Source organism: Streptomyces sp. NBC_01481 (assembly GCF_026339995.1).
Classification (GTDB): Bacteria; Actinomycetota; Actinomycetes; order Streptomycetales; family Streptomycetaceae; genus Streptomyces.
Genome location: NZ_JAPEPT010000003.1, coordinates 442,798 through 464,297 on the forward strand (window position 1 = coordinate 442,798; position 21,500 = coordinate 464,297).

Genomic DNA, 21,500 nt, shown 5'->3' on the forward strand with positions numbered 1-21,500 from the left:
ATGACCGCCATCGCCATCACCCCGCGCGGGCCGTTCTCACTTGCGGCGAGCATGCGGTTCCTGGAGGGCTTTACACCCGCCGGGTACCGCGACGCCTCGGACGGCAGGGTGCTGCGCCTGGCCTTTCCCGCCGACGACGGCCGCTCGACGGTGGGCGCGGCGGTGAGGCAGGCACAGGGCTCGGAGGGCACCGTGCAGGCGGATGTGACCGTGCTCGCCAGGGATCCGGGCAAGGACGGGACGGGCGCGGCATCCGCGGAATCGGACGGTGTGAGCGCGGTGCGGGCGCAACTGGCCCGCATCCTCTCGCTCGACGTCGACGGCAGCGGGTTCCCGCGGCTCGCCGAGGGCGATCCCGTCGTGGCCGAACTCATCGCGGCGTACCCGGGGTTGCGGCCGGTGTGTTTCTACTCGCCGTACGAGGCCGCGGCCTGGGCGGTCACCGGCCACCGCATCCGGATGGTCCAGGCCGCCGCGATCAAGGCCCGCATCGCCGAGGACCATGGACAGCGCGTCGCCGTTGCCGGGGAGTCGCTGCACGCCTTCCCCACCCCGCTGGTCCTGCGCGGACTCAGCCGTGTTCCTGGCCTGCCCGAGACGAAGGTCGAACGGCTGCGTGCCCTCGCCGACGCGGCTCTCGCCGGTGATCTCGACGCCGCCCGGCTGCGCGCGATGCCAGGGGAAGACGCCCTTGCTCATCTGCGGACCCTGCCCGGCATCGGCCCCTTCTCTGCGGAGCTCATCCTCATCCGCGGCGCCGGACACCCCGACGTCTTCCCCCGCCATGAACGCCGGCTCCACGCCTCGATGGCCGAGGCCTACGGCCTCAGCGACCCCGACGCCTCCGATGTGCGCCGGCTCGCCGCAATCAGCGACCACTGGGCGCCCTACCGCAGTTGGGTCGCGCTCCTGCTGCGTACCCGCCCTGAGGAGCAGGCCGGGCCGGCAGCCCGCGGCCGGTCGGTGCGGTAGGGCCCGCGGCGGTCAAGGTGCCGGCGGTGGCCTCGAACCAACAGCGACGCCCCCGGTGCTGTGCGAAACCGGGGGCGTCGTCGGGCGTACAGATAGATTCAGCCTGCCAGTTGCTCGTACGCGGGCAGCGTCAGGAAGTCCGCGTAGTCGGCGTCGAGGGCGACGTGCAGCAGCAGATCGTGGGCCTGCTGCCACTTGCCGGACGCGAACGCCTCCTCGCCGATCTCCGCGCGGATCGCGGCCAGTTCCTGCGCCGCGACCGTGCGGGCCAGCTCCGGGGTGGCCAGCTCGCCGTTCTCGAAGACCACGCCCGCGTTGATCCACTGCCAGATCTGGGAGCGGGAGATCTCCGCGGTCGCCGCGTCCTCCATCAGGTTGAAGATCGCGACCGCGCCGAGGCCGCGCAGCCATGCCTCGATGTAGCGGATGCCGACCTGGACGGCGTTGCGCAGGCCCTCGTACGTGGGCTTGGCGTTCAGGGTGTCGATCGCGATCAGATCGCCGGCCGCCACCGAGACGTCCTCGCGCAACCGGTCCTTCTGGTTGGGCTTTTCGCCCAGTACCGCGTCGAAGGAGGCCAGCGCGATCGGCACCAGGTCGGGGTGGGCGACCCAGGAGCCGTCGAAGCCGTCGGCCGCCTCGCGGTCCTTGTCGGCCTTGACCTTCTCGAAGGCGACCTTGTTGACCTCGGCGTCGCGGCGGGAGGGGATGAAGGCCGCCATGCCGCCGATGGCGTGGGCGCCGCGCTTGTGGCAGGTGCGGACGAGGAGTTCGGTGTACGCGCGCATGAAGGGGGCGGTCATCGTCACCGCGTTGCGGTCCGGGAGCACGAACTTCTCGCCGCCGTCACGGAAGTTCTTGACGATGGAGAAGAGGTAGTCCCAGCGGCCCGCGTTGAGACCGGCCGCGTGGTCGCGGAGCTCGTAGAGGATCTCCTCCATCTCGTACGCCGCCGTGATCGTCTCGATCAGGACGGTCGCGCGGACGGTGCCCTGCGGGATGCCGACGTAGTCCTGCGCGAAGACAAAGATGTCGTTCCAGAGGCGGGCCTCCAGGTACGACTCCGTCTTCGGGAGGTAGAAGTACGGGCCCTTGCCGAGGTCGATCAGGCGCTGGGCGTTGTGGAAGAAGTACAGGCCGAAGTCGACCAGCGCGCCCGGGACCGGACGGCCCTCGAATTGCAGGTGCCGCTCCTCGAGGTGCCAGCCGCGCGGGCGCATCACGACGGTCGCGAGCTCCTCGTTCGGCCTGAGGGCGTATGTCTTCCCGGACTTCGGGTCGGTGAAGTCGATCTTCCGCTCGTAGGCGTCGATCAGATTGCGCTGGCCGAGGACGACGTTCTCCCAGGTGGGGGCCGAGGCGTCCTCGAAGTCGGCGAGCCAGACCTTCGCGCCCGAGTTCAGGGCGTTGATGGTCATCTTGCGGTCGGTGGGTCCGGTGATCTCCACCCGGCGGTCGTTCAGCGCCGCGGGGGCCGGGGCGACCTTCCAGGAGTCGTCCGTGCGGATCGCGGCGGTCTCCAGGAGGAAGTCCAGGGTGGAGGTACGGGCGATCTCGGCGCGGCGCTCGGAGCGGCGGGCGAGAAGCTCGTCACGCCGCGGTGTGAACCGCCGGTGCAGCTCAGCCACGAAGGCGAGGGCCGCCTCGGTGAGGACCTCTTCCTGCCGGGGCAGGTGCTCGGCTTCGACGATGGCCAGCGGGGACGGCGCTGGTGCGGACATGAGCTGTCACTTCCTTCAGCGGGCGGTGCCTGACGGCCGCCGGGCGTGCGGTTACGGCACTCGGTGCCGCAAGAGCCGAGGTGCGGTCGCGGGCGCCGTCTGGGGTGTCGGGCGCTTCTGACCAGTGGATAGTAGTTTCCTCATGGTGGAAGTTCAATGGTTTGTTGATATCGAGATTCTCTGGGTCGACAGACCATGGCGCTGAGTGCCACGCCGTTCACTCAAGGTGCGCCAGATCCGCCGCCGTGTCGATGTCGTACGCCTCGGCCACATCGCCGCACTCGACCAGCGCGAGCGAGGACTCGTGTTCCTTGAGATAGGCGCGAGCGCCGCGGTCGCCGACCGCGCTCGCCGTGATCTCCTGCCAGTGCCCCGCGCCGAAGAGAACCGGATGGCCGCGCTCGCCTCGGTACGCGGCCGCCGCCAGCGACTGACGGGAGCGGTAGGCGGCCCGCACCCGGGCCACCGCCTCGGCGCCGATCCCCGGCTGGTCCACCAGCGAGACCAGCGCGGCGTCCGCCGCCGTGGCGGACAGCGACTGGAGACCCGCGCGCAGCGAAGAGCCCATGCCCTCCTCCCAGTCGGGGTTGTCGACCAGTACGCAGCCGGACAGATCGGCCTCCTTGCGTACGCGGTCGGCAGCCGCACCCAAAACCACATGCACCGGAGCGCAGCCGCCCTCGCGCAGCGCGCGCACCGCGTGCTCGACCAGCGGCCTGCCCCGGTGCGTCAGCAGCGCCTTCGGGCGTCCGCCGAGCCGCCGCCCGCCGCCCGCGGCGAGCAGCAGTCCGGCGACGACCGGTTCCTTCGATGGGTGGGGAAGTGGGTGTGCCATAAGGACTCCTTACCTCATAACCGGTCGAAGTGCCGAGCGATTCACCGCCCGCCGGCCGTGTTCCGCAACCGAGCGGGCGCCATCGGTCGTCCGACGTGGAGAGCGGGGCGAGCCTTGGATAGGGTGCCCTCCGATACTGAAGTTCGGCATGGGGGACGAGAGTTCGATGAGTGGGCGCGCACACGAGGGAACGGTCTTCCAGCCTCTGGCCGAAGACGATCCGAAGCACGTCGCCGGATACAAGCTCGCCGCCAAGCTCGGCGCGGGCGGCATGGGCAAGGTGTATCTGTCGTACACGCCCGGCGGCCGTCCCATCGCCATCAAGGTGATCCGGCCGGACTTCGCCCAGGACGCGGAGTTCCGCCGCCGGTTCGCCCAGGAGGTGCAGTCCGCGCAGCGCGTGCAGGGCCTGTACACCGCGCCGGTCATCGACGCCGACGCCGAGGCCAAGCAGCCCTGGCTCGCCACGGCTTACGTCCCCGGGCCCTCGCTCGCCGACGCGGTCCACGAGCACGGCAAGCTGCCGGTGGAGACCGTGCTGCTGCTGGTAGCCGGAATCGCCGAGGCGCTCCATGTCATCCATGGGGCGGGAATCGTGCACCGCGACCTCAAGCCCGCCAACGTGCTGCTGTCCTCGGACGGTCCGCGCGTCATCGACTTCGGCATCGCCCGCGCCGCCGACGCCACCTCGCTCACCAGCAGCGGCGTCACCATCGGCACGCCGTCCTTCATGGCCCCCGAGCAGGCCGCCGGCAGCCAGGTCACCTCCGCCACCGACATCTTCGCGCTCGGCCAGATCGCCGCGTTCGCGGCGACCGGCAAGGCGGCCTTCGGTGAAGGCACTTCGCACGGCGTGCTCTACCGGATCGTGCACGAGGAGCCCGACCTCACCGAACTGCCCCACCAGCTGCATGAGTTGGTGACCCGCTGCCTGACGAAGGAGCCGGACGGCCGGCCGTCGGTCGCCGAGCTGCTCACCATCTGCCAGTCCGCCAATGCGGAGACGGTGCTGCGGCGTCCCGAGGAGTGGCTGCCGGGCGCGGTGGCGGCCGAGATCACCACGCGCACGGCGGCGCCTGCGCCGCCGGTGACACCGCCGGCCGGACAGGCCCCGGCTCCGGCCCACCCGCCCACCCAGGCTGCCGCGCAGGCTCCCGTCCAGCAGCCGCCGGTCCAGTCGCCGCACTACGCGCCCACGCAGACCGCGGGCCCGGCTCAGATGCAGTCGCCCGCTCCGGTTCCGCCGCCCACCACGGCCTCGGCCCCGGCGACCCCGCCGCCCGGCTTCGGCCCGCCGCCCCAGAACCCGACCTACGGCTACCCGCAGGCGCATGCCAACCCGCACGCTCATACCGCGCCCCAGCACGTCCGCGCCCCGCAGCCGTATCCGGTGCAGCCCTACCAGACGGCCTCCGGGCAGCTCCCGCCCGGCGCGCCCAAGAAGAAGAGCAGCACTCTCGCCACCGCCGTCATCATCACGCTGGTGCTCGGCGCGCTCGTCGGCAGTGGCGTGTACGTCGCTCTGTCCGGCAAGGACAAGGACAAGGGCAGCCAGTCCCAGGGCGGCAGCACGTCGGACACGAGCGGGAACGGCGCCACCGACAGCCGGGGCGGCGACAAGTCCACCAAGCCCTCCCAGCCGGTCGCGGACCCGAAGCCCAAGACGTACAACGGCCTCAACGTGACGGACGACTACGGCATCAGCCTCGGCGACGAGCCGGTCAAGCCGGTTGAGAGCGAAAGCGCCAACACCCTCGACTTCGAGCACGAGTACTACCTCGGTACGATCGAAGCCAGGAACGCAAAGCTGATCCTCCTGGGCCCGGGCCAGAGCGCCGACCTGGCGACCTGCAAGAGTGAGACCCGGTTCGCCACTTTGCTCGAGATCAAGAATCTCTCGAAGGGCGCGAAGTTCTGTGTGCTGAGTGAGACGGGGAACGTCGGCCTGGTGACCTACCAGGGAAGGGCGCCCGAATCGGATCCCAGCCACTACATGACCGTCGATGTGACGGTCTGGCGCGGTGCGATGGACTCCGTACAGCCGAAGTCCTGAATTCCGTCCGCGGAGTGGCGCGTACCGCATCGGATGGCGTAGCTTGCCCGCGACCCTCAGTGTCCGACCAACTGCTGACGGTCGTCGAACGGCCATAAGGACCTGCGAGGGGGCGGGCTTTGTTGCGGAGCGTGGGGCAGACGCGGGTGACAGTGAGTGGCGAGGACCATAGGGAGACGGAGCTGCGGGCTGCCGTCTCCCGGCTCCGCCGCGAACTGGCCGGTCATCCGGGCGAGTTCCCCGACCGGGGGATCGCCGAGGACGAACTGGCCGTGCTGGCCGCGATGGTGGCGGCGGGCGATCCCGAGATCCCCCGGATGCGGCGCTCGTTGCTGCTGATCGCCGGGGCGATCGGGTCGGTGAGTGCGCTGGCGCCCGGGCTGATGGCGGTGCGGGAGGCGGTCGACCTGTTCGGCGAGGTGCCGCGCTAGGACCTGTCCGGGAGTCTGCTGCTCAAACGCCGGACAGGCTGAAAACGGGACGGGCTCAGCCGCGGATCAGACGGCGGGATCTCGCCGTTGCCACCGCGGACGTTCGCGAGTCCACCCCCAACTTCGCGTAAATGTGCACCAGATGGGACTTCACCGTCGCCTGGCTCAGGAACAGCTCCTTGCTGATCTGCAGATTCGACAGTCCGTCCCCCACCAGCTGCAGCACCTCCAGCTCCCGCTTCGTCAGCGCCTCCGACGGCGTCCGCATCCGGTCCATCAGCCGGTGCGCCACGGCCGGGGCGAGCGCCGACCGGCCCGCTGCCGCCGTACGGACCGCCGCGGCCAGTTCCTCCGGGGGCGCGTCCTTGAGGAGGTAGCCCGCCGCGCCCGCCTCCACCGCCGCCAGGATGTCCGCGTCCGTGTCGTACGTCGTGAGGACCAGCACGCGCGGCGCGTCCGGGAGCGCGCTGATCGCCGCTGTCGCCTCGGATCCGTACATGCCCGGGCCGAACTGAAGGTCCATCAGCACCACGTCGACACCGCCCGCCGCGGCCCGGACCACGGCCAGTTCCGCCGTGGCCGCCTCCGCGACGACGGCGAAGTCGGGCTCGGTGTCGAGAACCGCCCGCAGCCCCGCCCGTACGACGGGATGGTCGTCGGCGAGCAGCAGGCGGATCGGTGCCTTCATGCGGAGACCTGCGCGGGAAGGGGCAGTGTCAGCGCGACCGCCGTGCCCTGGCCCGGGGCCGACTCCACGCTGAGCGTTCCGCCGAGCGACCGCGCCCGCGAACGCATCGCGGGCAGCCCGAAACCGCCGTCCCCGTGCGGCACCGGCGCCGCGGTCGTGGGGTCGAAGCCCCGGCCGTCGTCGACCACATCGAGCGAGACCGAGGTGTCCATGAAGCTGAGCGTGATCTCGGCCCGGCCCGCTGCGGCATGGCGCACGGTGTTGGCGAGCGCCGACTGCGCGGTACGCAGCAGGGCGACCTCGTACGGAGTGGGCAGCTCGACAGGCATACCGCTGATGCCGAACTGGACGGCGGGCCCGGGCGCCGTGGCGCACAGCCGCTGAAGTGCCCCGGCCAGCGAGCCGTGCTCCAGGTCGGGCGGCGTCAGGGCGCGTACGAAACGGCGTGCCTCGGCGAGGTTGTCCTGGGCGGCCCGCCTGGCCCGGCGTACATGCGCGGCGGCCGGAGCGCCTTCGGGCAGGGTCCGCTCGGCGGCGCGCAGCAGCAGCTGGATGCTGGACAGCCCCTGGGCGAGGGTGTCGTGGATCTCCCGGGCCAGCCGCTCACGTTCGGCCAGCACCCCGGCCTGGTGCTCCGCCTCGGCGAGCTCCGCCCGGGTGGAGACCAGTTCCTCGATGAGCTCGCGCCGGCTCTCGCTCTCCCGGTACAGCGCGCGATAGCCGAGCACGGTGGCGACGGCGACGGCCGCGCCGAGCAGCGGTCCGATGAAGGTGCCCGGAGTGATCGTCCTGCCGTGCAGCAGGAAGCTCCCGATGGCCGCGGCCGCGGTCACGGCGACCGCGGGCAGCCCCCAGCGCACCGGCAGCAGGTGCAGCAGCAAGAAGTACAGCGGGAAGGCGGCCCACAGGCCGTCGGGGGAGAGGGCGAGCAGCGCCAGCCAGGCCGCCCCGAGTGCGGACAGCCAGAGCGCGGCGGCGCGCGGTGAGCGGTGCACGGCCGGGCTCAGCACACCGGCCGCGTACACCGCGGCCATCACGGCGGCGGCCGCCACGACGGCGTAGGCGTGCGGGGTGCCGTCCGACAGGGCCCGTATCGCGGCGAGCGTGAGCAGCCCGGCCAGCAGCGCGTGCAGGCACAGGCGCAGCACGCGCAGGACGGGGGTGAGGGGGCGGGAATCCATGGTCGTCCCAGCGTAAGGGGGGTGCGCGGGCGCGAGGTCAATCAAAAGATTGATGTGAGTACGCACCGCGGCGCGATGTTCGCGAGGGCCTCGCCCCCGAGGCTGGGCCCATGTTCGTCGCATGGAGAGATCTGCGGTTCGCCAGGGGCCGGTTCGCCCTGATGGGCACCGTGGTCGTGCTGATCACGCTGCTTGTGGGGCTGCTGTCGGGACTGACCGCCGGGCTGGCCCGGGAGAACACCTCGGCCGTCACCGGCCTGCCCGCCGACCACATCGCCTTCGCCGCCCCGCCCGGCGGTCGACCGGTGTCCTTCACCAACTCGTCCGTGAACGAGGGCCAGTGGGCGAAGTGGGCGAGGCAGCCCGACGTCACCGGAGCCCACCCCCTCGGCATCCGTACGCTGAACGCCGCCGCCGGGGACCGTAGCGCCGCCGTGTCGTCCTTCGGCGTGGAGCCCGACTCCGGGCTCGCACCGCGGGGCCTCGCGCCGGGCCGTGTCGTCCTCTCCGGGAAGGCGGCCGAGGAGCTGGGCGTCGGCGCGGGCGACCGGGTCAGGATCGGCGGCCTGGAGGAGACGGTCGCGGCGGTCGAAGGCGATGCCTCCTTCAGCCACACGCCGGTGGTGTGGACGGCGCTCGACGACTGGCAGCGGATCGGGAACTCCGGCACCACGACGCAGGAACAGGCCACCGTCATCGCACTCACGACAGCGAACGGCGCGCACCTCGCCGCCGCCGACAAGGCCGCCGGTACGAAGACGCTCGGCGTCGAGGAGGCGCTGACCGCGATCGGCTCCTACCAGGCCGAGAACGGCTCGCTGCAGTTGATGCGCGGCTTCCTCTTCGTGATCAGCGCGCTGGTCACGGGAGCCTTCTTCACCGTCTGGACGATCCAGCGCAGCGCCGACATCGCCGTACTGAAGGCGCTCGGCGCCTCGACGTCGTATCTGCTCAAGGACGCGCTGGGGCAGGCGGTGACGATGCTGGCCGCCGGAACGCTCCTCGGTACGGCTCTGGCCGCCGTGATCGGCGCGCTGATCAGCGGCGGTGACGTGCCGTTCGAACTGGCCGCGCCGACCGTGCTGCTGCCCGCCGCCGTGATGATCGTCCTCGGCGTCCTCGGCGCGGCCCTGTCCATCCGGCGGATCACCGCCGTCGATCCTCTGACCGCCCTCGGGAGCGCCCGATGACCGCTGCGAACCTGCTGCTCGACGACGTGACCCTGACCTACCCCGACGGCGACGGTCGGCTCACCGCGCTGGACTCCGTATCGCTGGAGGTCACGGCGGGCTCGCTCACCGCCGTCGTCGGCCCGTCCGGCTCCGGGAAGTCGAGCCTGCTGGCGGTCGCGGCGACCCTGGTCACCCCCGACCGGGGCAGGGTCGTCGTCGACGGTACGGACACGGCGGGCCTGGACCGGGCGGGCCAGGCCGCGCTGCGGCGCGAGCGCATCGGCATCGTCTTCCAGCAGCCCAATCTGCTGCCGTCCCTGACGGCGGCCGAGCAGCTCCAGGTGATGGCCCATCTGTCCGGGCACAGCCCGCGCGAGGCGCGGGCCGGCGCCCTGGAGCTGTTGAACGCGGTCGGCCTCGCCCGCGAGGCGCACCGCCGTCCGCACCAGCTCTCGGGCGGACAGCGCCAGCGCGTGAACATCGCCCGGGCGCTGATGAACGAGCCCGCCGTCCTGCTGGTCGACGAGCCGACGAGCGCCCTGGACCATGAACGGGGCGCGGCGATACTGGACTTGCTGGGCGCCCTGACCCGGGAGAGGGGGACGGCGACCGTACTGGTCACCCACGACCGGGCACACCTGGAGCGGACGGACCGCACCGTCACGATGGCGGACGGGAGGCTCGCGGCGCTGCCGGTGGCGAGCTGAGCCGCCCCCCCCACGACTGTCTCAGAGAGAGATGCGGCGCTCGTCCGCCGCGATGGGGACGTCGTTGATGCTCGCGTATCGGCGCCGCATCAGACCGTTCTCGTCGAACTCCCAGTTCTCGTTGCCGTAGCTGCGGAACCACCGGTCCTCGTCATTGCGCCACTCGTACTCGAAGCGGACCGCGATGCGGTTGTCGGTGAAGGCCCACAGCTCCTTGCGAAGGCGGTAGTCCAGCTCGTACTGCCACTTCTCGCGCAGGAACTCGACGATCTCCGCACGCCCAGACAGGAACACATCGCGGTTGCGCCACTCTGAGTCCTCGGTATAGGCGAGGGCGACCCGCTCGGGGTCCCGGCTGTTCCAGGCGTCCTCGGCCGCCCGGACCTTCTGCTGGGCGGTCTCGGCGGTGAACGGCGGGACGGGCAGCCTCTTCGCAGTCATGGATATCCCCTTCGGAAGGGAGAGAACGTACGTTCTCCCCGGTGTGCAGTAGCGTAGGAGAACGGTGATTCTCACGCAAGGCGAGGGCTGACATGGAAGCCGCAGTACTTCAGACCCGCGTGCTCGACGCAGCCGAGACGCTTCTGTACGGGCGAGGGCTGCAGACGGTCGGGATGGACGAGATCCGCAACGAGTCCGGGGTGTCCCTCAAGCGTCTCTACCAGCTCTTTCCCTCCAAGGAGCGGCTGGTGGAGGCGTATCTGCGCCGGCGTGACGCACGCTGGCGGGCCTCGCTGGCGAGCCATGTCGACGCCCTGCCCGCGGACGCTGCGGACGAGAATCAAGTCCTCGCCGTCTTCGACTGGCTGCAGTCGTGGTTCGAGGAACCCGACTTCCGCGGCTGCGCCTTCGTCAACTCCTTCGGGGAGCTGGGCGCCACATCGGACGCGGTGGCGGCCGCGGCCCGCGATCATGTCGACGCGCTACGGAGCTATCTCGCGGGCCTGGTGACCGCCGCGGGCCGTCCCGCCTCGCTGGCCGAGCCTCTCCTGCTGCTGGTGGAGGGCGCGATCACGACGGCCGCGATCACGGGTAGCAGCGCGACGGCGGGGCAGGCCAAGGAGGCCGCCCGAGTGCTGCTTGAGGCGGCTCGCTCGTAGGGCATGGAAAGCCGAACGCCCCGCTCCTGCGGCAACGAGCCGGGGGAGCGGGGCGCGGGTGGTGTCCCTTGAGGGATCAGCCTTGCGTCGCCGTGTTCGCCAGCGCCGTCGAGAGGTCCTTCGCGACCTCCTGGAGGATCGGGACGATCCTCTCGGTGGCCGCCTCGGTGACCCGGCCCGCGGGACCGGAGATCGAAACCGCCGCCGCCGTGGGGGAGTTGGGCACCGAGACCGCGAGGCAGCGGACCCCTATCTCCTGCTCGTTGTCGTCGACCGCGTAACCGGCGCGCCGCACCTGTTCGAGCGCTTCGAGGAAGCCCTCGGGTGTCGTGATCGTCTTCTCGGTGGCCGCGGGCATGCCGGTACGGGCGAGCAGCGCTCGCACCTCGTCCGGCGGGGTGTGTGCGAGCAGCGCCTTGCCCACGCCCGTGGAGTGCGGCAGCACGCGCCGGCCGACCTCGGTGAACATCCGCATGGAGTGCTTGGAGGGCACCTGCGCGACGTACACGATCTCGTCGCCGTCGAGCAGCGCCATGTTCGCCGTCTCGCCCGTCTCCTCGACCAGCCGGGCGAGATAGGGGCGGGCCCAGGTGCCGAGCAGCCGGGACGCGGACTCTCCCAGGCGGATCAGCCGGGGGCCGAGTGCGTAGCGGCGGTTGGCCTGCTGGCGTACGTAACCGCAGGCCACCAGCGTGCGCATCAGCCGGTGGATGGTGGGCAGCGGCAGACCGCTGCTGGCGGAGAGTTCGCTCAGCCCGACCTCGCCGCCAGCGTCGGCCATTCTCTCGAGCAGGTCGAAGGCGCGCTCCAGTGACTGCACGCCGCCGCTGGATGCGGGCTTGGCGGCGTCGGTGGTGCTGGCGCTGGACGTTGGCACGTCAACGGTCCTTTCGGGCAGGCGGGCAAGTGAGCAGCCTACCGGGCGTCCGGGTCGGGCACACTGGTGTCGTGAGGGCGTCCATGCCGGTCAGCGGGCGTTTGTCCACGTCTCGGCAGTCACTTCCCATGGTCCCCTGCTGGTCTGCTCGGTGAAAACCACCTTCTGCTTTGCGAAATTCTACTTCCACTTTGTGGAAATATCCAAGCCCTCCGGCCGGAACGAGCAGGTCTTGACGGCGAGGACTGCGGAGTGAAGACTCCTTCAACAGTTCGTTGAATTTCGCGGTGCGGTCCGCTGGACGGTCCGCCGTACCGGACGGAAGTGAGGGGCACGGGTGTCCAATGTGGACGTGAAGCTGGTACTGCGCTCGACGCGCGTGATCACCCCGGACGGCACACGGCCCGCATCGGTCGCCGTGGCCGCCGGAAAGATCGCGGCGGTGCTGCCGTACGACGCCGAGGTGCCGCCCGGCGCCGGGCTGGAGGACTTCGGGGACGACGTCCTGCTCCCCGGCCTCGTCGACACCCATGTCCATGTGAACGACCCCGGCCGCACCGAGTGGGAGGGCTTCTGGACCGCCACCCGTGCGGCCGCGGCGGGCGGCATCACCACCCTGCTGGACATGCCTCTCAACTCCCTCCCGCCCACCACCACCGTCGCCAACCTCGCCACCAAGCAGGAGGTGGCGCGCAGCAAGGCGCACATCGACGTCGGCTTCTGGGGCGGCGCCATCCCGTCCAATGTGAAGGACCTGCGGCCGCTGTACGACGCCGGAGTCTTCGGCTTCAAATGCTTCCTCTCGCCGTCCGGTGTCGAGGAGTTCCCGGAGCTCGACCAGGAACAGCTCGCCCGGTCGATGGCGGAGATCGCCGGATTCGGCGGACTGCTGATCGTGCACGCCGAGGACCCGCACCATCTGGCCGCGGCGCCGCAGGAGTCCGGACCCGCGTACGCGAACTTCCTCGCCTCCCGGCCGCGCGACGCCGAGAACACCGCGATCGAAGGCCTGATCGCACACGCCAAGCGGCTCGACGCCCGCGTACATGTCCTGCATCTGTCCTCCTCCGACGCGCTGCCGCTCATCGCGGCCGCCAAGCGTGAGGGCGTGAAGATCTCCGTCGAGTCCTGCCCGCACTTCCTCACCCTCACGGCCGAGGAAGTCCCGGACGGGGCAACGGAGTTCAAGTGCTGCCCGCCGATACGCGAGGCCGCGAACCAGGACGCCCTGTGGGAGGGCCTGGCCGACGGGACCATCGACTGCATCGTCTCCGACCACTCACCCTGCACCACTGACCTCAAGACCCCCGACTTCGCCACCGCCTGGGGCGGGATCTCCTCCCTCCAGCTCGGCCTCCCCGCCATCTGGACCGAGGCCCGCAAGCGCGGGCACACCCTTCAGGACGTCGTCCGCTGGATGTCCGCCGCACCCGCGCGGCTCGCGGGGCTCGGCCACAAGGGCGCTATCGAGGCCGGGCGCGACGCCGACTTCGCGGTCCTCGCGCCCGACGAGACCTTCACCGTCGACCCGGCCGAGCTCCACCACCGCAACCAGGTGACGGCGTACGCGGGCAAGACCCTGCACGGAGTCGTCAGATCGACGTGGCTGCGCGGCGAACGCATCGTGGAGAACGGCACCCTGGCCGAGCCGACCGGCCGACTGCTCGAAAGGAACAACTGATCGTGTCCATCCCTTCCTTCACCGGTGACGCCGGCCCGTTCGGCGGCGGCGACCCGTACGCCGACTACCGCACGGCGGAGTTCCCCTTCACGCACTACGCCGACCTCGCCGACCGGCGGCTCGGCGCGGGTGTCATCGCGGCCAACGACGAGTTCTTCGCCGAGCGCGAGAACATGCTCAAGCCCGAGGCCGCGGAATTCGACCCCGAGCACTTCGGCCACAAGGGCAAGATCATGGACGGCTGGGAGACCCGCCGCCGCCGCGGCATCTCGGCCGAGCAGCCGCACCCCACGGACGGTGACCACGACTGGGCGCTCGTACGCCTCGGAGCGCCCGGCGTCGTACGCGGCATCGTCATCGACACCGCCCACTTCCGCGGCAACTACCCGCAGGCCGTCTCGGTCGAGGCCACCGCGGTGGCCGGGTCCCCCTCGCCCGGGGAACTCCTCGCCGACGACGTGAAGTGGACGACGCTCGTGCCGCGTACGGTCATCGGCGGCCACGCGGCGAACGGCTTCACCGTCGACGTCGAGCAGCGCTTCACGCACCTGCGCGTCAACCAGCACCCCGACGGCGGCATCGCCCGCCTGCGCGTCTACGGCGAGGTCGCGCCCGACCCCGAGTGGCTCGGCGTGCTCGGCACCTTCGACCTCGCGGCTCTGGAGAACGGCGGCCAGGTCGAGGACGCCTCCGACCGCTTCTACTCCCCGGCGACCAACACCATCCAGCCGGGCCGCTCCCGCAAGATGGACGACGGCTGGGAGACGCGCCGACGCCGGGACAAGGGCAACGACTGGATCCGCTACCAGCTGGTGGCGGAGTGCGAGATCCGCGCGGTCGAGATCGACACGGCGTATCTCAAGGGCAACAGCGCGGGCTGGGCGGCGGTTTCGCTCCGCGACGGCGAGACGGGGGAGTGGACGGAGATCCTGCCGCGGACGCGGCTGCAGCCGGACACGAATCACCGGTTTGTGCTGGGGGCTCCGGCGGTGGGGACGCATGTGCGGGTGGACATCTACCCGGACGGGGGGATCTCGCGGCTGCGGCTGTTCGGTTCGCTGACGTCGGAGGGGGCTGGCGCCCTGGCGAAGCGGCACCGGGAACTGGGCGGCTGATCCCTGCGGGGCTTGTTCCCCTACCCGCCCCCTTCCCGTAACCAAGGGGCTTCGCCCCCTGGACCCCCCGTATGCGACCTCCGGCCGCATGTCCTCAAACGCCGGACGGGCTGAACTCCAGCCCCGTGGGGGTACCCCCGGACGAAGTCTGGGGGAGTTTGAGGCGCGGGGGTCCGGGGGCAGCGCCCCCGGTTACAGGCCCGCCGCAGGCGCCGCGCCGCCGACACGAGGAAAGCGGCCCTGCCTCCTCCGCGCCCGCGCCGAACGGACGTTGAATCACCGTGTGACCCTTCAGCAAGAGATCGTCGGCAGCGCCATGCAGATGGCGGTCGTCTCCCTCCAGCCGGGCCAGACCGTCTACTGCGAGGCCGGAAAGTTCCTGTTCAAGACGTCCAACGTGACGATGGAGACCCGGCTGTCCGGCCCCGGCGGAGGCGGAGGCCAGTCCGCCGGCGGCTCCGGCTCCGGCGGCATGGGCGGAATGCTGCGCCAGGCCATGGGCACCGCCATGCAGGCCGGCCAGCGCGCCCTCGCCGGTGAATCCCTCGCCTTCCAGTACTTCACCTCCACCGGCGGCGAGGGCACGGTGGGCTTCGCGGGCGTGCTGCCCGGCGAGATGCGCGCCCTCGAACTCGACGGCACGCGCGCGTGGATGGCCGAGAAGGACGCCTTCGTCGCCGCCGAGTCCACTGTCGAGTTCGGCATCGCCTTCCAGGGCGGCAAGACAGGCCGCAGCGGCGGCGAGGGCTTCATCCTGGAGAAGTTCACCGGGCGCGGCACGGTCATCATCTGCGGCGCGGGCAATTTCATCGACCTCGATCCCGCCGACTTCGGCGGCCGTATCGAGGTCGACACCGGCTGCATCGTCGCCTTCGAGGAGGGCATCCGCTACGGCGTCCAGCGCATCGGCGGCCTCAACCGCCAGGGCCTGATGAACGCCGTCTTCGGCGGCGAGGGCCTCTCCCTGGCCACCCTGGAGGGCAAGGGGCGGGTGATCCTCCAGTCGCTGACCATCGAGGGTCTCGCCAACGCGCTCAGGAAGGCGCAGGGCGGAGACAAGCAGGGACCGACCGGCGGGCTGTTCTCCACGGACGCCGGCTAGTACGTGCCGAGGCGCGCAGAGCCGACCGATGATTTCCTGGTACGAGGGGGGTCTCAGCTGATGACCGGAACACCGCAATCCCGAGCACCCCGAAAGAGGAACCCGTCATGGCTCAGCTCTCGATCACCAGTTTTGTCACCCTCGACGGTGTGATGCAGGCCCCCGGAGGGCCTGAGGAGGACACCAGCGGCGGCTTCGCGCTGGGCGGCTGGTCCGTGCCGTACGGGGACGAGGACTTCGGCCGGTTCATCAATGAGGTCTTCGAGCAGGCGGGTGCCTTCCTGCTCGGCCGCCGTACGTACGAGATCTTCGCGGGTTACTGGCCCAAGGTGACCGACCCCGCCGATCCGGTCGCCTCGAAGCTCAACTCCCTGCCGAAGTACGTCGCTTCGACCAAACTGGAGAAGGCCGACTGGGAAAACAGCACCATCATCGACGGCGATCTCGTCAAGGAGGTCACCGCGCTGAAGGAACGCACGGACGGCGAGCTCCAGGTCCACGGCAGCGGAGCCCTGGCCCACTTCCTGATGGCGCACGATCTGATCGACAAGTTCCATCTGCTCACCTTCCCCGTCGTCCTGGGCACGGGCCGCAAGCTGTTCGCCAGCGGCGCCGTCCCGACCGCCTTCCGGCACACCGCGTCCCGGGTCACGGGCGCGGGCGTGGCCATCCACACGTACGAGCTGGCGGGTCGTCCCGAGTACGGCAGCTACTAGGCCGTGTGGGCAGGGCTGCTCACCAAGCTCCAGGCGCGAGCGGCGGTCGTACTGTCGAACCCGTTACCGAGGAGGACGTCTGATGCGCAGCGTGACCTATTCGATGAGCGTCTCACTTGACGGCTACATCGTCGGGCCGGACGGCGACTTCGACTGGACGGTGCCCGGCGAGGAGGTCTTTCGCTTCTGGATCAACGAGATTCGAGAGGTCGGCGTCCACCTGTTGGGACGACGGCTGTACGAGACGATGCTGTACTGGGAGACCGCCGACCAGAATCCATCGCTCGACGACTCAGAGCTCGAGTGGACCGCGCTTTGGAAGCCGCTCCCAAAGGTGGTGTTCTCCACCACGCTGTCGGCGGTGCAGGGCAATGCCCGCCTGGCCTCCGACGGCCTGGCGGAGGAGATCGAGCGGTTGCGAGCCGAGCCGGGGGAGGGCGACATCGCGATCGGCGGCGCGACTCTCGCCGCCGAGGCGGCCGCGTTGGGTCTGATCGACGAGTACCGGGCCATGGTCTACCCGGTGCTGGTTGGCGGTGGCATTCCGTTCTTTCCCCAGCACGAGCGCCGTGTGGATCTCGAACTCGTCGAGACCCGCACCTTCAGCTCGAGAGTCGTCTACCTCCGCCACCGCGTGGCGCGCTAGGTGTGCATATGCCGGACAGGCCCTGGTCCCGAGGAGGGCTCAGCGCTTGAGCGTGAAGGTGAAGCCGCCGGAGAGCTTGCCGCTCAGCCGGACTGCCGAGACGAGTTTTCCCTCCGTCATCAGTCTCTCGACCTCGGCCCGCGAAAGACCGCACCCTTCCGCGATCAGTCGCACCGGCCGGACAGGGATCCGCGCCGAAAAGTGGACCGAGACGTCGATCACCTCGCGGTCCAGGTGATCCGATCCGCCGGTGTCGAGGCGCCAGGCGTTGTCCCAGTCGAGGGCGATGCGATTACGGCGTTGCACGATCGGATCCTGGAGCAGCCCCGCTGTCAGGGCAGGGTCGTTGTCATGCAGCCGGTCCAGCAGCTCAGGTCGTACGGAGCGCACATTCATCCGTTCCAGGACCGTGAGCTTTGCAGTTTCCCCGCAAGCGGTACAGAGCGCGAGGAGCCAGGCGTCGATGAGCTTGTGGTTGGCGTTGACGCGAAATTTGCCGCTTGCCCGGAAGCGCTCGGACGCACACGCGTGGCAACGGCGGCGAACGAGCGGCAGGCAGGTGGGCACGACCGCCCAGTTTTTGACTTCGCGGGCAAGGAGTCGACATCTAGGCTCGTGCGCCATGCGATCACTCACGTACGACATAGCCTTCCGCGCGCGTGCCAAGCGCACCCGGGCGTGGGGTTTCGGCCTCCTGTCGCTCGCCGCGCTGCTGTGGGTGTGGTTCGGCGTTCTGCTGCTCACGCCGTACGACGCGGGGTACCGGTCCAACTGCGAGGCGCGGCTCTTCACGGATCGTTCTACGGCCAATGAGGGGGCGTACACCGGTGAGAACAGGTGCACCGCCGAACGGGACTGGCCCGAACTCCTAGGCGTCCTCGGCCTCTCGGTGCCCGTCTCCGTCGTGGGTGCCGTGCTCTTCACGAGCGGCAGCGTCGGCAACCGCATGGCCGAACACCTCGCCGAGATGACCCGGCTGACCGAAGCCGCCGGCCGAGCCTGAGCCGCTGCCTAGGCCTTCCTGTACTGGTCCGCGATCATCAGCACCGCGAAGCCGACCACGCCGATCACCACGTTCGCGAAGATCTCCCGGCCGTGGAGGAAGCCGACATGGACCGTGACGAAGCGCGTGAAGCCCATGAATCGGAACCAGCCGGTCAGCTCGCGCAACACCCCGCAGGCGCCCGCGATCAGCAGCACCATGCCGATGGCTTCGAGAATCTTCTTCATGCGCCGATCGTGGTCCGGGGCGCGGGGCCGTCGCGTCGGCCCTCGGGATGTCTCGCGGAGCCGAAAGTCTGAGCCTGTGCGACTTTGGTAGCTTCCCGCCGCCGCGAGGCGGTATCACCGCTCCCGCCTGCGTAGCTTTGTCGATATGACGCGCACGGAGTACCCCTGGCTGCTGCCCTCGGCCATGTCGCAGGACGCGGACCTGCCGGGCGACCGGACCAGGGCCAGGCCGCGCCGTACCGTACGCGACTGGGTCGTCGACACCTTCGCCTTCGTCATCGCCGCGCTCATCGGCATCCTGGCCTCGGAGGCGAGCCGGCAGGCAGGCAACTCCGAACTGGTCGTCTTCGCCGACCAGATGGTGGGCGTGCTCGCCTGCTGCGCACTGTGGGTCAGACGCCGCGCGCCGCTCGGGCTCGCGCTCACCCTGCTCGTCGTCAGCGTGGTGTCTCCGGTCGCGGGAGGGGCGCTGCTGGTGAGCCTGTTCAGCCTCGCCGTGCACCGCCCCTTCAAGCCCGTCGCCGTCGTCGGGGCCCTGGCCGTCGCGGGTTCGGCGGCCGCGGCGCTCGTACGCCCCGATCCGGGCATGTCGTTCCTGGCCTCGCTCCTCACCGGCGTGATCCTGATCCTCCTGGTGATCGGCTGGGGCATGCTCGTACGGGCCCAGCGCCAGCTCGTCGTCGCCCTGCGCGAGCGTGCCCGGCGGGCCGAGAGCGAGGCCGAGCTGCGCGCCGAGCACGCCCAGCGGCTCGCCCGCGAGGCCATCGCCCGCGAGATGCACGATGTGCTCGCTCACCGCCTCACCCTGCTGAGCGTGCACGCGGGCGGACTCGAATTCCGGCCGGACGCGCCCCCGCCCGAGGTCGCCCGGGCCGCCGGAGTGATCCGCGACAGTGCCCACGAGGCGCTGCAGGATCTGCGCGAGATCATCGGCGTACTGCGGGCCCCCGGCGAGGGCGAAGGCGCCGACCGGCCGCAGCCCACGCTCGCCACCCTCGACGCCCTGGTCGCCGAGTCCCGGCAGGCGGGCATGAAGGTCACCCTCGACAACCGCATCACCGACCCGGCGGCCGTCCCCGCCGCCACCGGCCGCACCGTCTACCGCATCGCCCAGGAGTGCCTGACCAACGCCCGCAAACACGCGCCGGGCGCCGAGGTCACCGTCCTCGTCAGCGGCCGGCCGGGCCACGGCCTCACCGTGGACGTCGCCAATCCCGCCCCGATCGGCGAGGTCGAGAACGTCCCCGGCTCCGGTCAGGGGCTGATCGGTCTGACCGAACGCGCCACGCTCGCGGGCGGCAGCCTCGAACACGGAGCCACGGCCGACGGCGGTTTCCGTGTCCGGGCCTGGCTACCGTGGGCCGCATGACTATCCGGTTGCTCGTCGTCGATGACGACCCTCTCGTCCGCGCAGGACTCGCCTTCATGTTCGGCGGACCCGACGACCTCGAGATCGTGGGGGAGGGGGCCGACGGCTCGGAGGTCGCGGCACTCGTCGACCGGCTCGCGCCCGATGTGGTGCTGATGGACATCCGGATGCCGGGGATGGACGGCCTCACGGCCACCGAGGAGCTGCGCCGCCGCCCCGACGCCCCCGAAGTCGTCGTCCTCACCACCTTCCACGCGGACGAACAGGTGCTGCGGGCGCTGCGCGCGGGAGCCGCCGGATTCGTACTGAAGGACACCGCGCCCGCCGAGATCGTCGCCGCGGTACGGCGGGTGGCGGCGGGCGATCCGGTGCTCTCCCCGGCCGTCACCCGCCAGTTGATGACACACGTCGCCGACCGCAATCCCGGGACCCGCAAGAAATCCGCCGCCGAGCGGATCGCCTCGCTCGCCGACCGCGAAAAGGAGGTGGCCGTCGCCGTCGGCCGCGGCAGGTCCAACGCCGAGATCGCCGCGACCCTCTATATGAGCGTGCCGACCGTCAAGACGCATGTCTCGCGCATTCTGGCCAAGCTGGACCTGAACAATCGTGTCCAGATCGCGCTGTTGGCGCACGACGCGGGCCTGCTCGACGAGGACGAGCCGGTGTAGCGGACGTACGCTGGCGTGATGACAATCGTTGATCTGGGGGAGTACGGAGCGGAGTTCACTGCGAATCCGTATCCGTACTACGCGCGGCTGCGCGAGTCGGGCCCCGTCCACGAGGTGTGCATGGCGGGCGGCGAGCTGTTCTGGCTGATCGTCGGTCATGAGGAGGCGCGGGCCGCGCTCGCCGACCCGCGGCTGTCCAAGTCGCCCGCCACGGTAGGCGCGATGATGCTGGACGAGGAGGTCATTGGACCGAATCTGCTGGTCCTGGACCCGCCCGACCACAGCAGGCTGCGCAGGCTCGTGACGCGCGAATTCACCGGGCGGCGGGTGGAGAGCCTGCGCCCGCGTATTCAGCAGATCACCGACGATCTGCTGGACGCGATGCTGCCGGCCGGGCACGGCGATCTGCTGGACGCGCTGGCCTTCCCGCTGCCGATCATCGTCATCTGCGAGCTGCTCGGCATCCCGGCCGCCGACCGCGACGCCTTCCGCAAGTGGTCCAACGAGGTCGTGGCCCCGACCGGAGCGAATGCCGAGGCGGACGCCATCCACGGCCTGGCCGCATACCTCGACGAGCTCATCGAGGACAAGCGCTGCGCCGGGCCCGCCGACGATCTGCTCTCCGCCCTCATACGGACCCGGGCCGAGGACGACGACCGGCTCTCGGCGGCCGAACTGCGGGCGCTCGCCTATCTGTTGCTGATCGCCGGCCATGAGACAACGGTCAATCTCATCTCCAACGGCGTACGGGCCCTGCTCACCCACCCCGACCAACTGGCCGCCCTGCGCGCGGACTTCGGACTCCTGGAGGGTGCGGTCGAGGAGATGCTGCGCTACGACGGCCCCGTGGAGAACGGCACAACGCGCTTCGCCGCCGAGCCGGTCCCGGTGGGGGACCGGGTGATCCCGGCCGGCGCGACGGTGCTGGTCGGCCTCGCCGCGGGCGACCGCGACCCGTCCCGCTATCCGGCCCCGGACAGCTTCGACATCCGGCGGGACACCCGGGGCCATCTCGCTTTCGGGCACGGTATCCACTTCTGCCTGGGGGCGCCGCTGGCCCGTATGGAGGCCCGCATCGCGATCCGCACCCTGCTGGAACGCTGCCCGGACCTGGCGCTGGATCCCTCCGGCGGCCCGCTCGACTGGCTGCCGGGTCTGCTGATGCGCGGCGTGCGGCGGCTGCCGGTGAGCTGGTAGCCCGCGGCCGGGCCCAGGCTCGGGTCCGGCCTCACTGCC

23 protein-coding genes are annotated in these 21,500 nt (G+C 70.6%); 15 read left to right on the plus strand and 8 right to left on the minus strand.

From position 1 onward, the window contains the following. Nucleotides 1-972 carry a DNA-3-methyladenine glycosylase gene (locus OOK40_RS18505; RefSeq protein WP_266482767.1) on the plus strand — a complete coding sequence of 324 codons (972 nt, stop codon included), beginning with the start codon at nt 1-3 and terminating at the stop codon, nt 970-972. Nucleotides 973-1,070: 98 nt separating this feature from the next. Here the strand turns inward: OOK40_RS18505 and aceB are convergent, their stop codons facing one another. Together aceB and OOK40_RS18515 are read right to left on the minus strand one after the other, a co-directional pair. Further along, nucleotides 1,071-2,693: a malate synthase A gene (gene aceB / locus OOK40_RS18510; protein ID WP_266482770.1), complete on the minus strand. Its 1,623-nt coding sequence runs from the start codon at nt 2,691-2,693 to the stop codon at nt 1,071-1,073. Nucleotides 2,694-2,910: 217 nt separating this feature from the next. Further along, complete coding sequence (locus OOK40_RS18515) at nt 2,911-3,528, minus strand: NTP transferase domain-containing protein (protein ID WP_266482774.1); 618 nt, start codon at nt 3,526-3,528, stop codon at nt 2,911-2,913. Nucleotides 3,529-3,694: 166 nt separating this feature from the next. On the opposite strand from OOK40_RS18515, the gene OOK40_RS18520 reads away from it, so the two are divergent. Together OOK40_RS18520 and OOK40_RS18525 are read left to right on the plus strand one after the other, a co-directional pair. Continuing rightward, nucleotides 3,695-5,581, plus strand: coding sequence for a serine/threonine-protein kinase (locus tag OOK40_RS18520; RefSeq protein WP_266482777.1), 1,887 nt, complete (start codon nt 3,695-3,697; stop codon nt 5,579-5,581). A 119-nt stretch (nt 5,582-5,700) separates the two neighbouring features. Then, nucleotides 5,701-6,012 carry a DUF5955 family protein gene (locus OOK40_RS18525; RefSeq protein WP_266482780.1) on the plus strand — a complete coding sequence of 104 codons (312 nt, stop codon included), beginning with the start codon at nt 5,701-5,703 and terminating at the stop codon, nt 6,010-6,012. Nucleotides 6,013-6,067: 55 nt separating this feature from the next. Here OOK40_RS18525 and OOK40_RS18530 read toward each other — a convergent pair whose 3' ends face one another. Both OOK40_RS18530 and OOK40_RS18535 read right to left on the minus strand, forming a co-directional pair. Further along, nucleotides 6,068-6,700 carry a response regulator transcription factor gene (locus OOK40_RS18530; RefSeq protein WP_266482783.1) on the minus strand — a complete coding sequence of 211 codons (633 nt, stop codon included), beginning with the start codon at nt 6,698-6,700 and terminating at the stop codon, nt 6,068-6,070. Then, a complete protein-coding gene (locus tag OOK40_RS18535) occupies nt 6,697-7,881 on the minus strand; it encodes a sensor histidine kinase (RefSeq protein ID WP_266482787.1) in 1,185 nt (394 codons plus the stop codon). The genes OOK40_RS18530 and OOK40_RS18535 overlap by 4 nt, the downstream gene beginning before the upstream one ends. Before the next feature lie 110 nt (nt 7,882-7,991). On the opposite strand from OOK40_RS18535, the gene OOK40_RS18540 reads away from it, so the two are divergent. Continuing rightward, the gene (locus tag OOK40_RS18540) at nt 7,992-9,071 is read left to right on the plus strand and encodes an ABC transporter permease (protein WP_266482790.1); all 1,080 of its coding nucleotides are present in this window, start codon (nt 7,992-7,994) and stop codon (nt 9,069-9,071) included. Continuing rightward, on the plus strand, nt 9,068-9,760 hold the full coding sequence (locus tag OOK40_RS18545; RefSeq protein WP_266482794.1) for an ABC transporter ATP-binding protein: 693 nt from the start codon (nt 9,068-9,070) through the stop codon (nt 9,758-9,760). The genes OOK40_RS18540 and OOK40_RS18545 overlap by 4 nt, the downstream gene beginning before the upstream one ends. A gap of 21 nt (nt 9,761-9,781) precedes the next feature. Here the strand turns inward: OOK40_RS18545 and OOK40_RS18550 are convergent, their stop codons facing one another. Continuing rightward, nucleotides 9,782-10,201 carry a nuclear transport factor 2 family protein gene (locus OOK40_RS18550; protein ID WP_266482799.1) on the minus strand — a complete coding sequence of 140 codons (420 nt, stop codon included), beginning with the start codon at nt 10,199-10,201 and terminating at the stop codon, nt 9,782-9,784. Nucleotides 10,202-10,293: 92 nt separating this feature from the next. On the opposite strand from OOK40_RS18550, the gene OOK40_RS18555 reads away from it, so the two are divergent. Continuing rightward, on the plus strand, nt 10,294-10,860 hold the full coding sequence (locus OOK40_RS18555) for a TetR/AcrR family transcriptional regulator (RefSeq protein WP_266482802.1): 567 nt from the start codon (nt 10,294-10,296) through the stop codon (nt 10,858-10,860). A 76-nt stretch (nt 10,861-10,936) separates the two neighbouring features. Here the strand turns inward: OOK40_RS18555 and OOK40_RS18560 are convergent, their stop codons facing one another. Further along, a complete protein-coding gene (locus tag OOK40_RS18560; protein ID WP_266482806.1) occupies nt 10,937-11,737 on the minus strand; it encodes an IclR family transcriptional regulator in 801 nt (266 codons plus the stop codon). A gap of 337 nt (nt 11,738-12,074) precedes the next feature. Between OOK40_RS18560 and allB the strand changes: the two genes are divergently transcribed. From allB to OOK40_RS18585, 5 genes are all read left to right on the plus strand, one after another. Then, the gene (gene allB / locus OOK40_RS18565) at nt 12,075-13,418 is read left to right on the plus strand and encodes an allantoinase AllB (RefSeq protein ID WP_266482813.1); all 1,344 of its coding nucleotides are present in this window, start codon (nt 12,075-12,077) and stop codon (nt 13,416-13,418) included. Then, entirely contained in the window at nt 13,418-14,533 is a 1,116-nt protein-coding gene (gene alc, locus OOK40_RS18570) for an allantoicase (RefSeq protein ID WP_266484413.1), read from the plus strand. The genes allB and alc overlap by 1 nt, the downstream gene beginning before the upstream one ends. Nucleotides 14,534-14,816: 283 nt before the next feature. After that, a complete protein-coding gene (locus OOK40_RS18575) occupies nt 14,817-15,635 on the plus strand; it encodes an AIM24 family protein (protein ID WP_266482817.1) in 819 nt (272 codons plus the stop codon). A 107-nt stretch (nt 15,636-15,742) separates the two neighbouring features. After that, entirely contained in the window at nt 15,743-16,351 is a 609-nt protein-coding gene (locus OOK40_RS18580) for a dihydrofolate reductase family protein (RefSeq protein ID WP_266482819.1), read from the plus strand. Between the two features lie 82 nt (nt 16,352-16,433). Next, nucleotides 16,434-16,997, plus strand: coding sequence for a dihydrofolate reductase family protein (locus tag OOK40_RS18585; RefSeq protein ID WP_266482821.1), 564 nt, complete (start codon nt 16,434-16,436; stop codon nt 16,995-16,997). Nucleotides 16,998-17,036: 39 nt separating this feature from the next. Here the strand turns inward: OOK40_RS18585 and OOK40_RS18590 are convergent, their stop codons facing one another. Next, on the minus strand, nt 17,037-17,621 hold the full coding sequence (locus tag OOK40_RS18590) for a DUF1062 domain-containing protein (RefSeq protein ID WP_266484415.1): 585 nt from the start codon (nt 17,619-17,621) through the stop codon (nt 17,037-17,039). Between OOK40_RS18590 and OOK40_RS18595 the strand changes: the two genes are divergently transcribed. Further along, nucleotides 17,620-18,000 carry a hypothetical protein gene (locus tag OOK40_RS18595; protein ID WP_266482823.1) on the plus strand — a complete coding sequence of 127 codons (381 nt, stop codon included), beginning with the start codon at nt 17,620-17,622 and terminating at the stop codon, nt 17,998-18,000. The two genes, OOK40_RS18590 and OOK40_RS18595, sit on opposite strands and share 2 nt — an antisense overlap. Before the next feature lie 8 nt (nt 18,001-18,008). Here OOK40_RS18595 and OOK40_RS18600 read toward each other — a convergent pair whose 3' ends face one another. Continuing rightward, nucleotides 18,009-18,227, minus strand: a complete 219-nt coding sequence (locus OOK40_RS18600; RefSeq protein WP_266482827.1) for a hypothetical protein — start codon at nt 18,225-18,227, stop codon at nt 18,009-18,011. A 145-nt stretch (nt 18,228-18,372) separates the two neighbouring features. Between OOK40_RS18600 and OOK40_RS18605 the strand changes: the two genes are divergently transcribed. From OOK40_RS18605 to OOK40_RS18615, 3 genes are read left to right on the plus strand one after another with little or no spacing between them, the layout of a single operon-like run. After that, on the plus strand, nt 18,373-19,596 hold the full coding sequence (locus OOK40_RS18605) for a sensor histidine kinase (RefSeq protein ID WP_266482829.1): 1,224 nt from the start codon (nt 18,373-18,375) through the stop codon (nt 19,594-19,596). Then, the gene (locus OOK40_RS18610) at nt 19,593-20,264 is read left to right on the plus strand and encodes a response regulator transcription factor (RefSeq protein WP_266482831.1); all 672 of its coding nucleotides are present in this window, start codon (nt 19,593-19,595) and stop codon (nt 20,262-20,264) included. The genes OOK40_RS18605 and OOK40_RS18610 overlap by 4 nt, the downstream gene beginning before the upstream one ends. Before the next feature lie 18 nt (nt 20,265-20,282). Then, complete coding sequence (locus OOK40_RS18615; protein WP_266482834.1) at nt 20,283-21,461, plus strand: cytochrome P450; 1,179 nt, start codon at nt 20,283-20,285, stop codon at nt 21,459-21,461. The last annotated feature ends 39 nt before the right edge of the window (nt 21,462-21,500 follow it).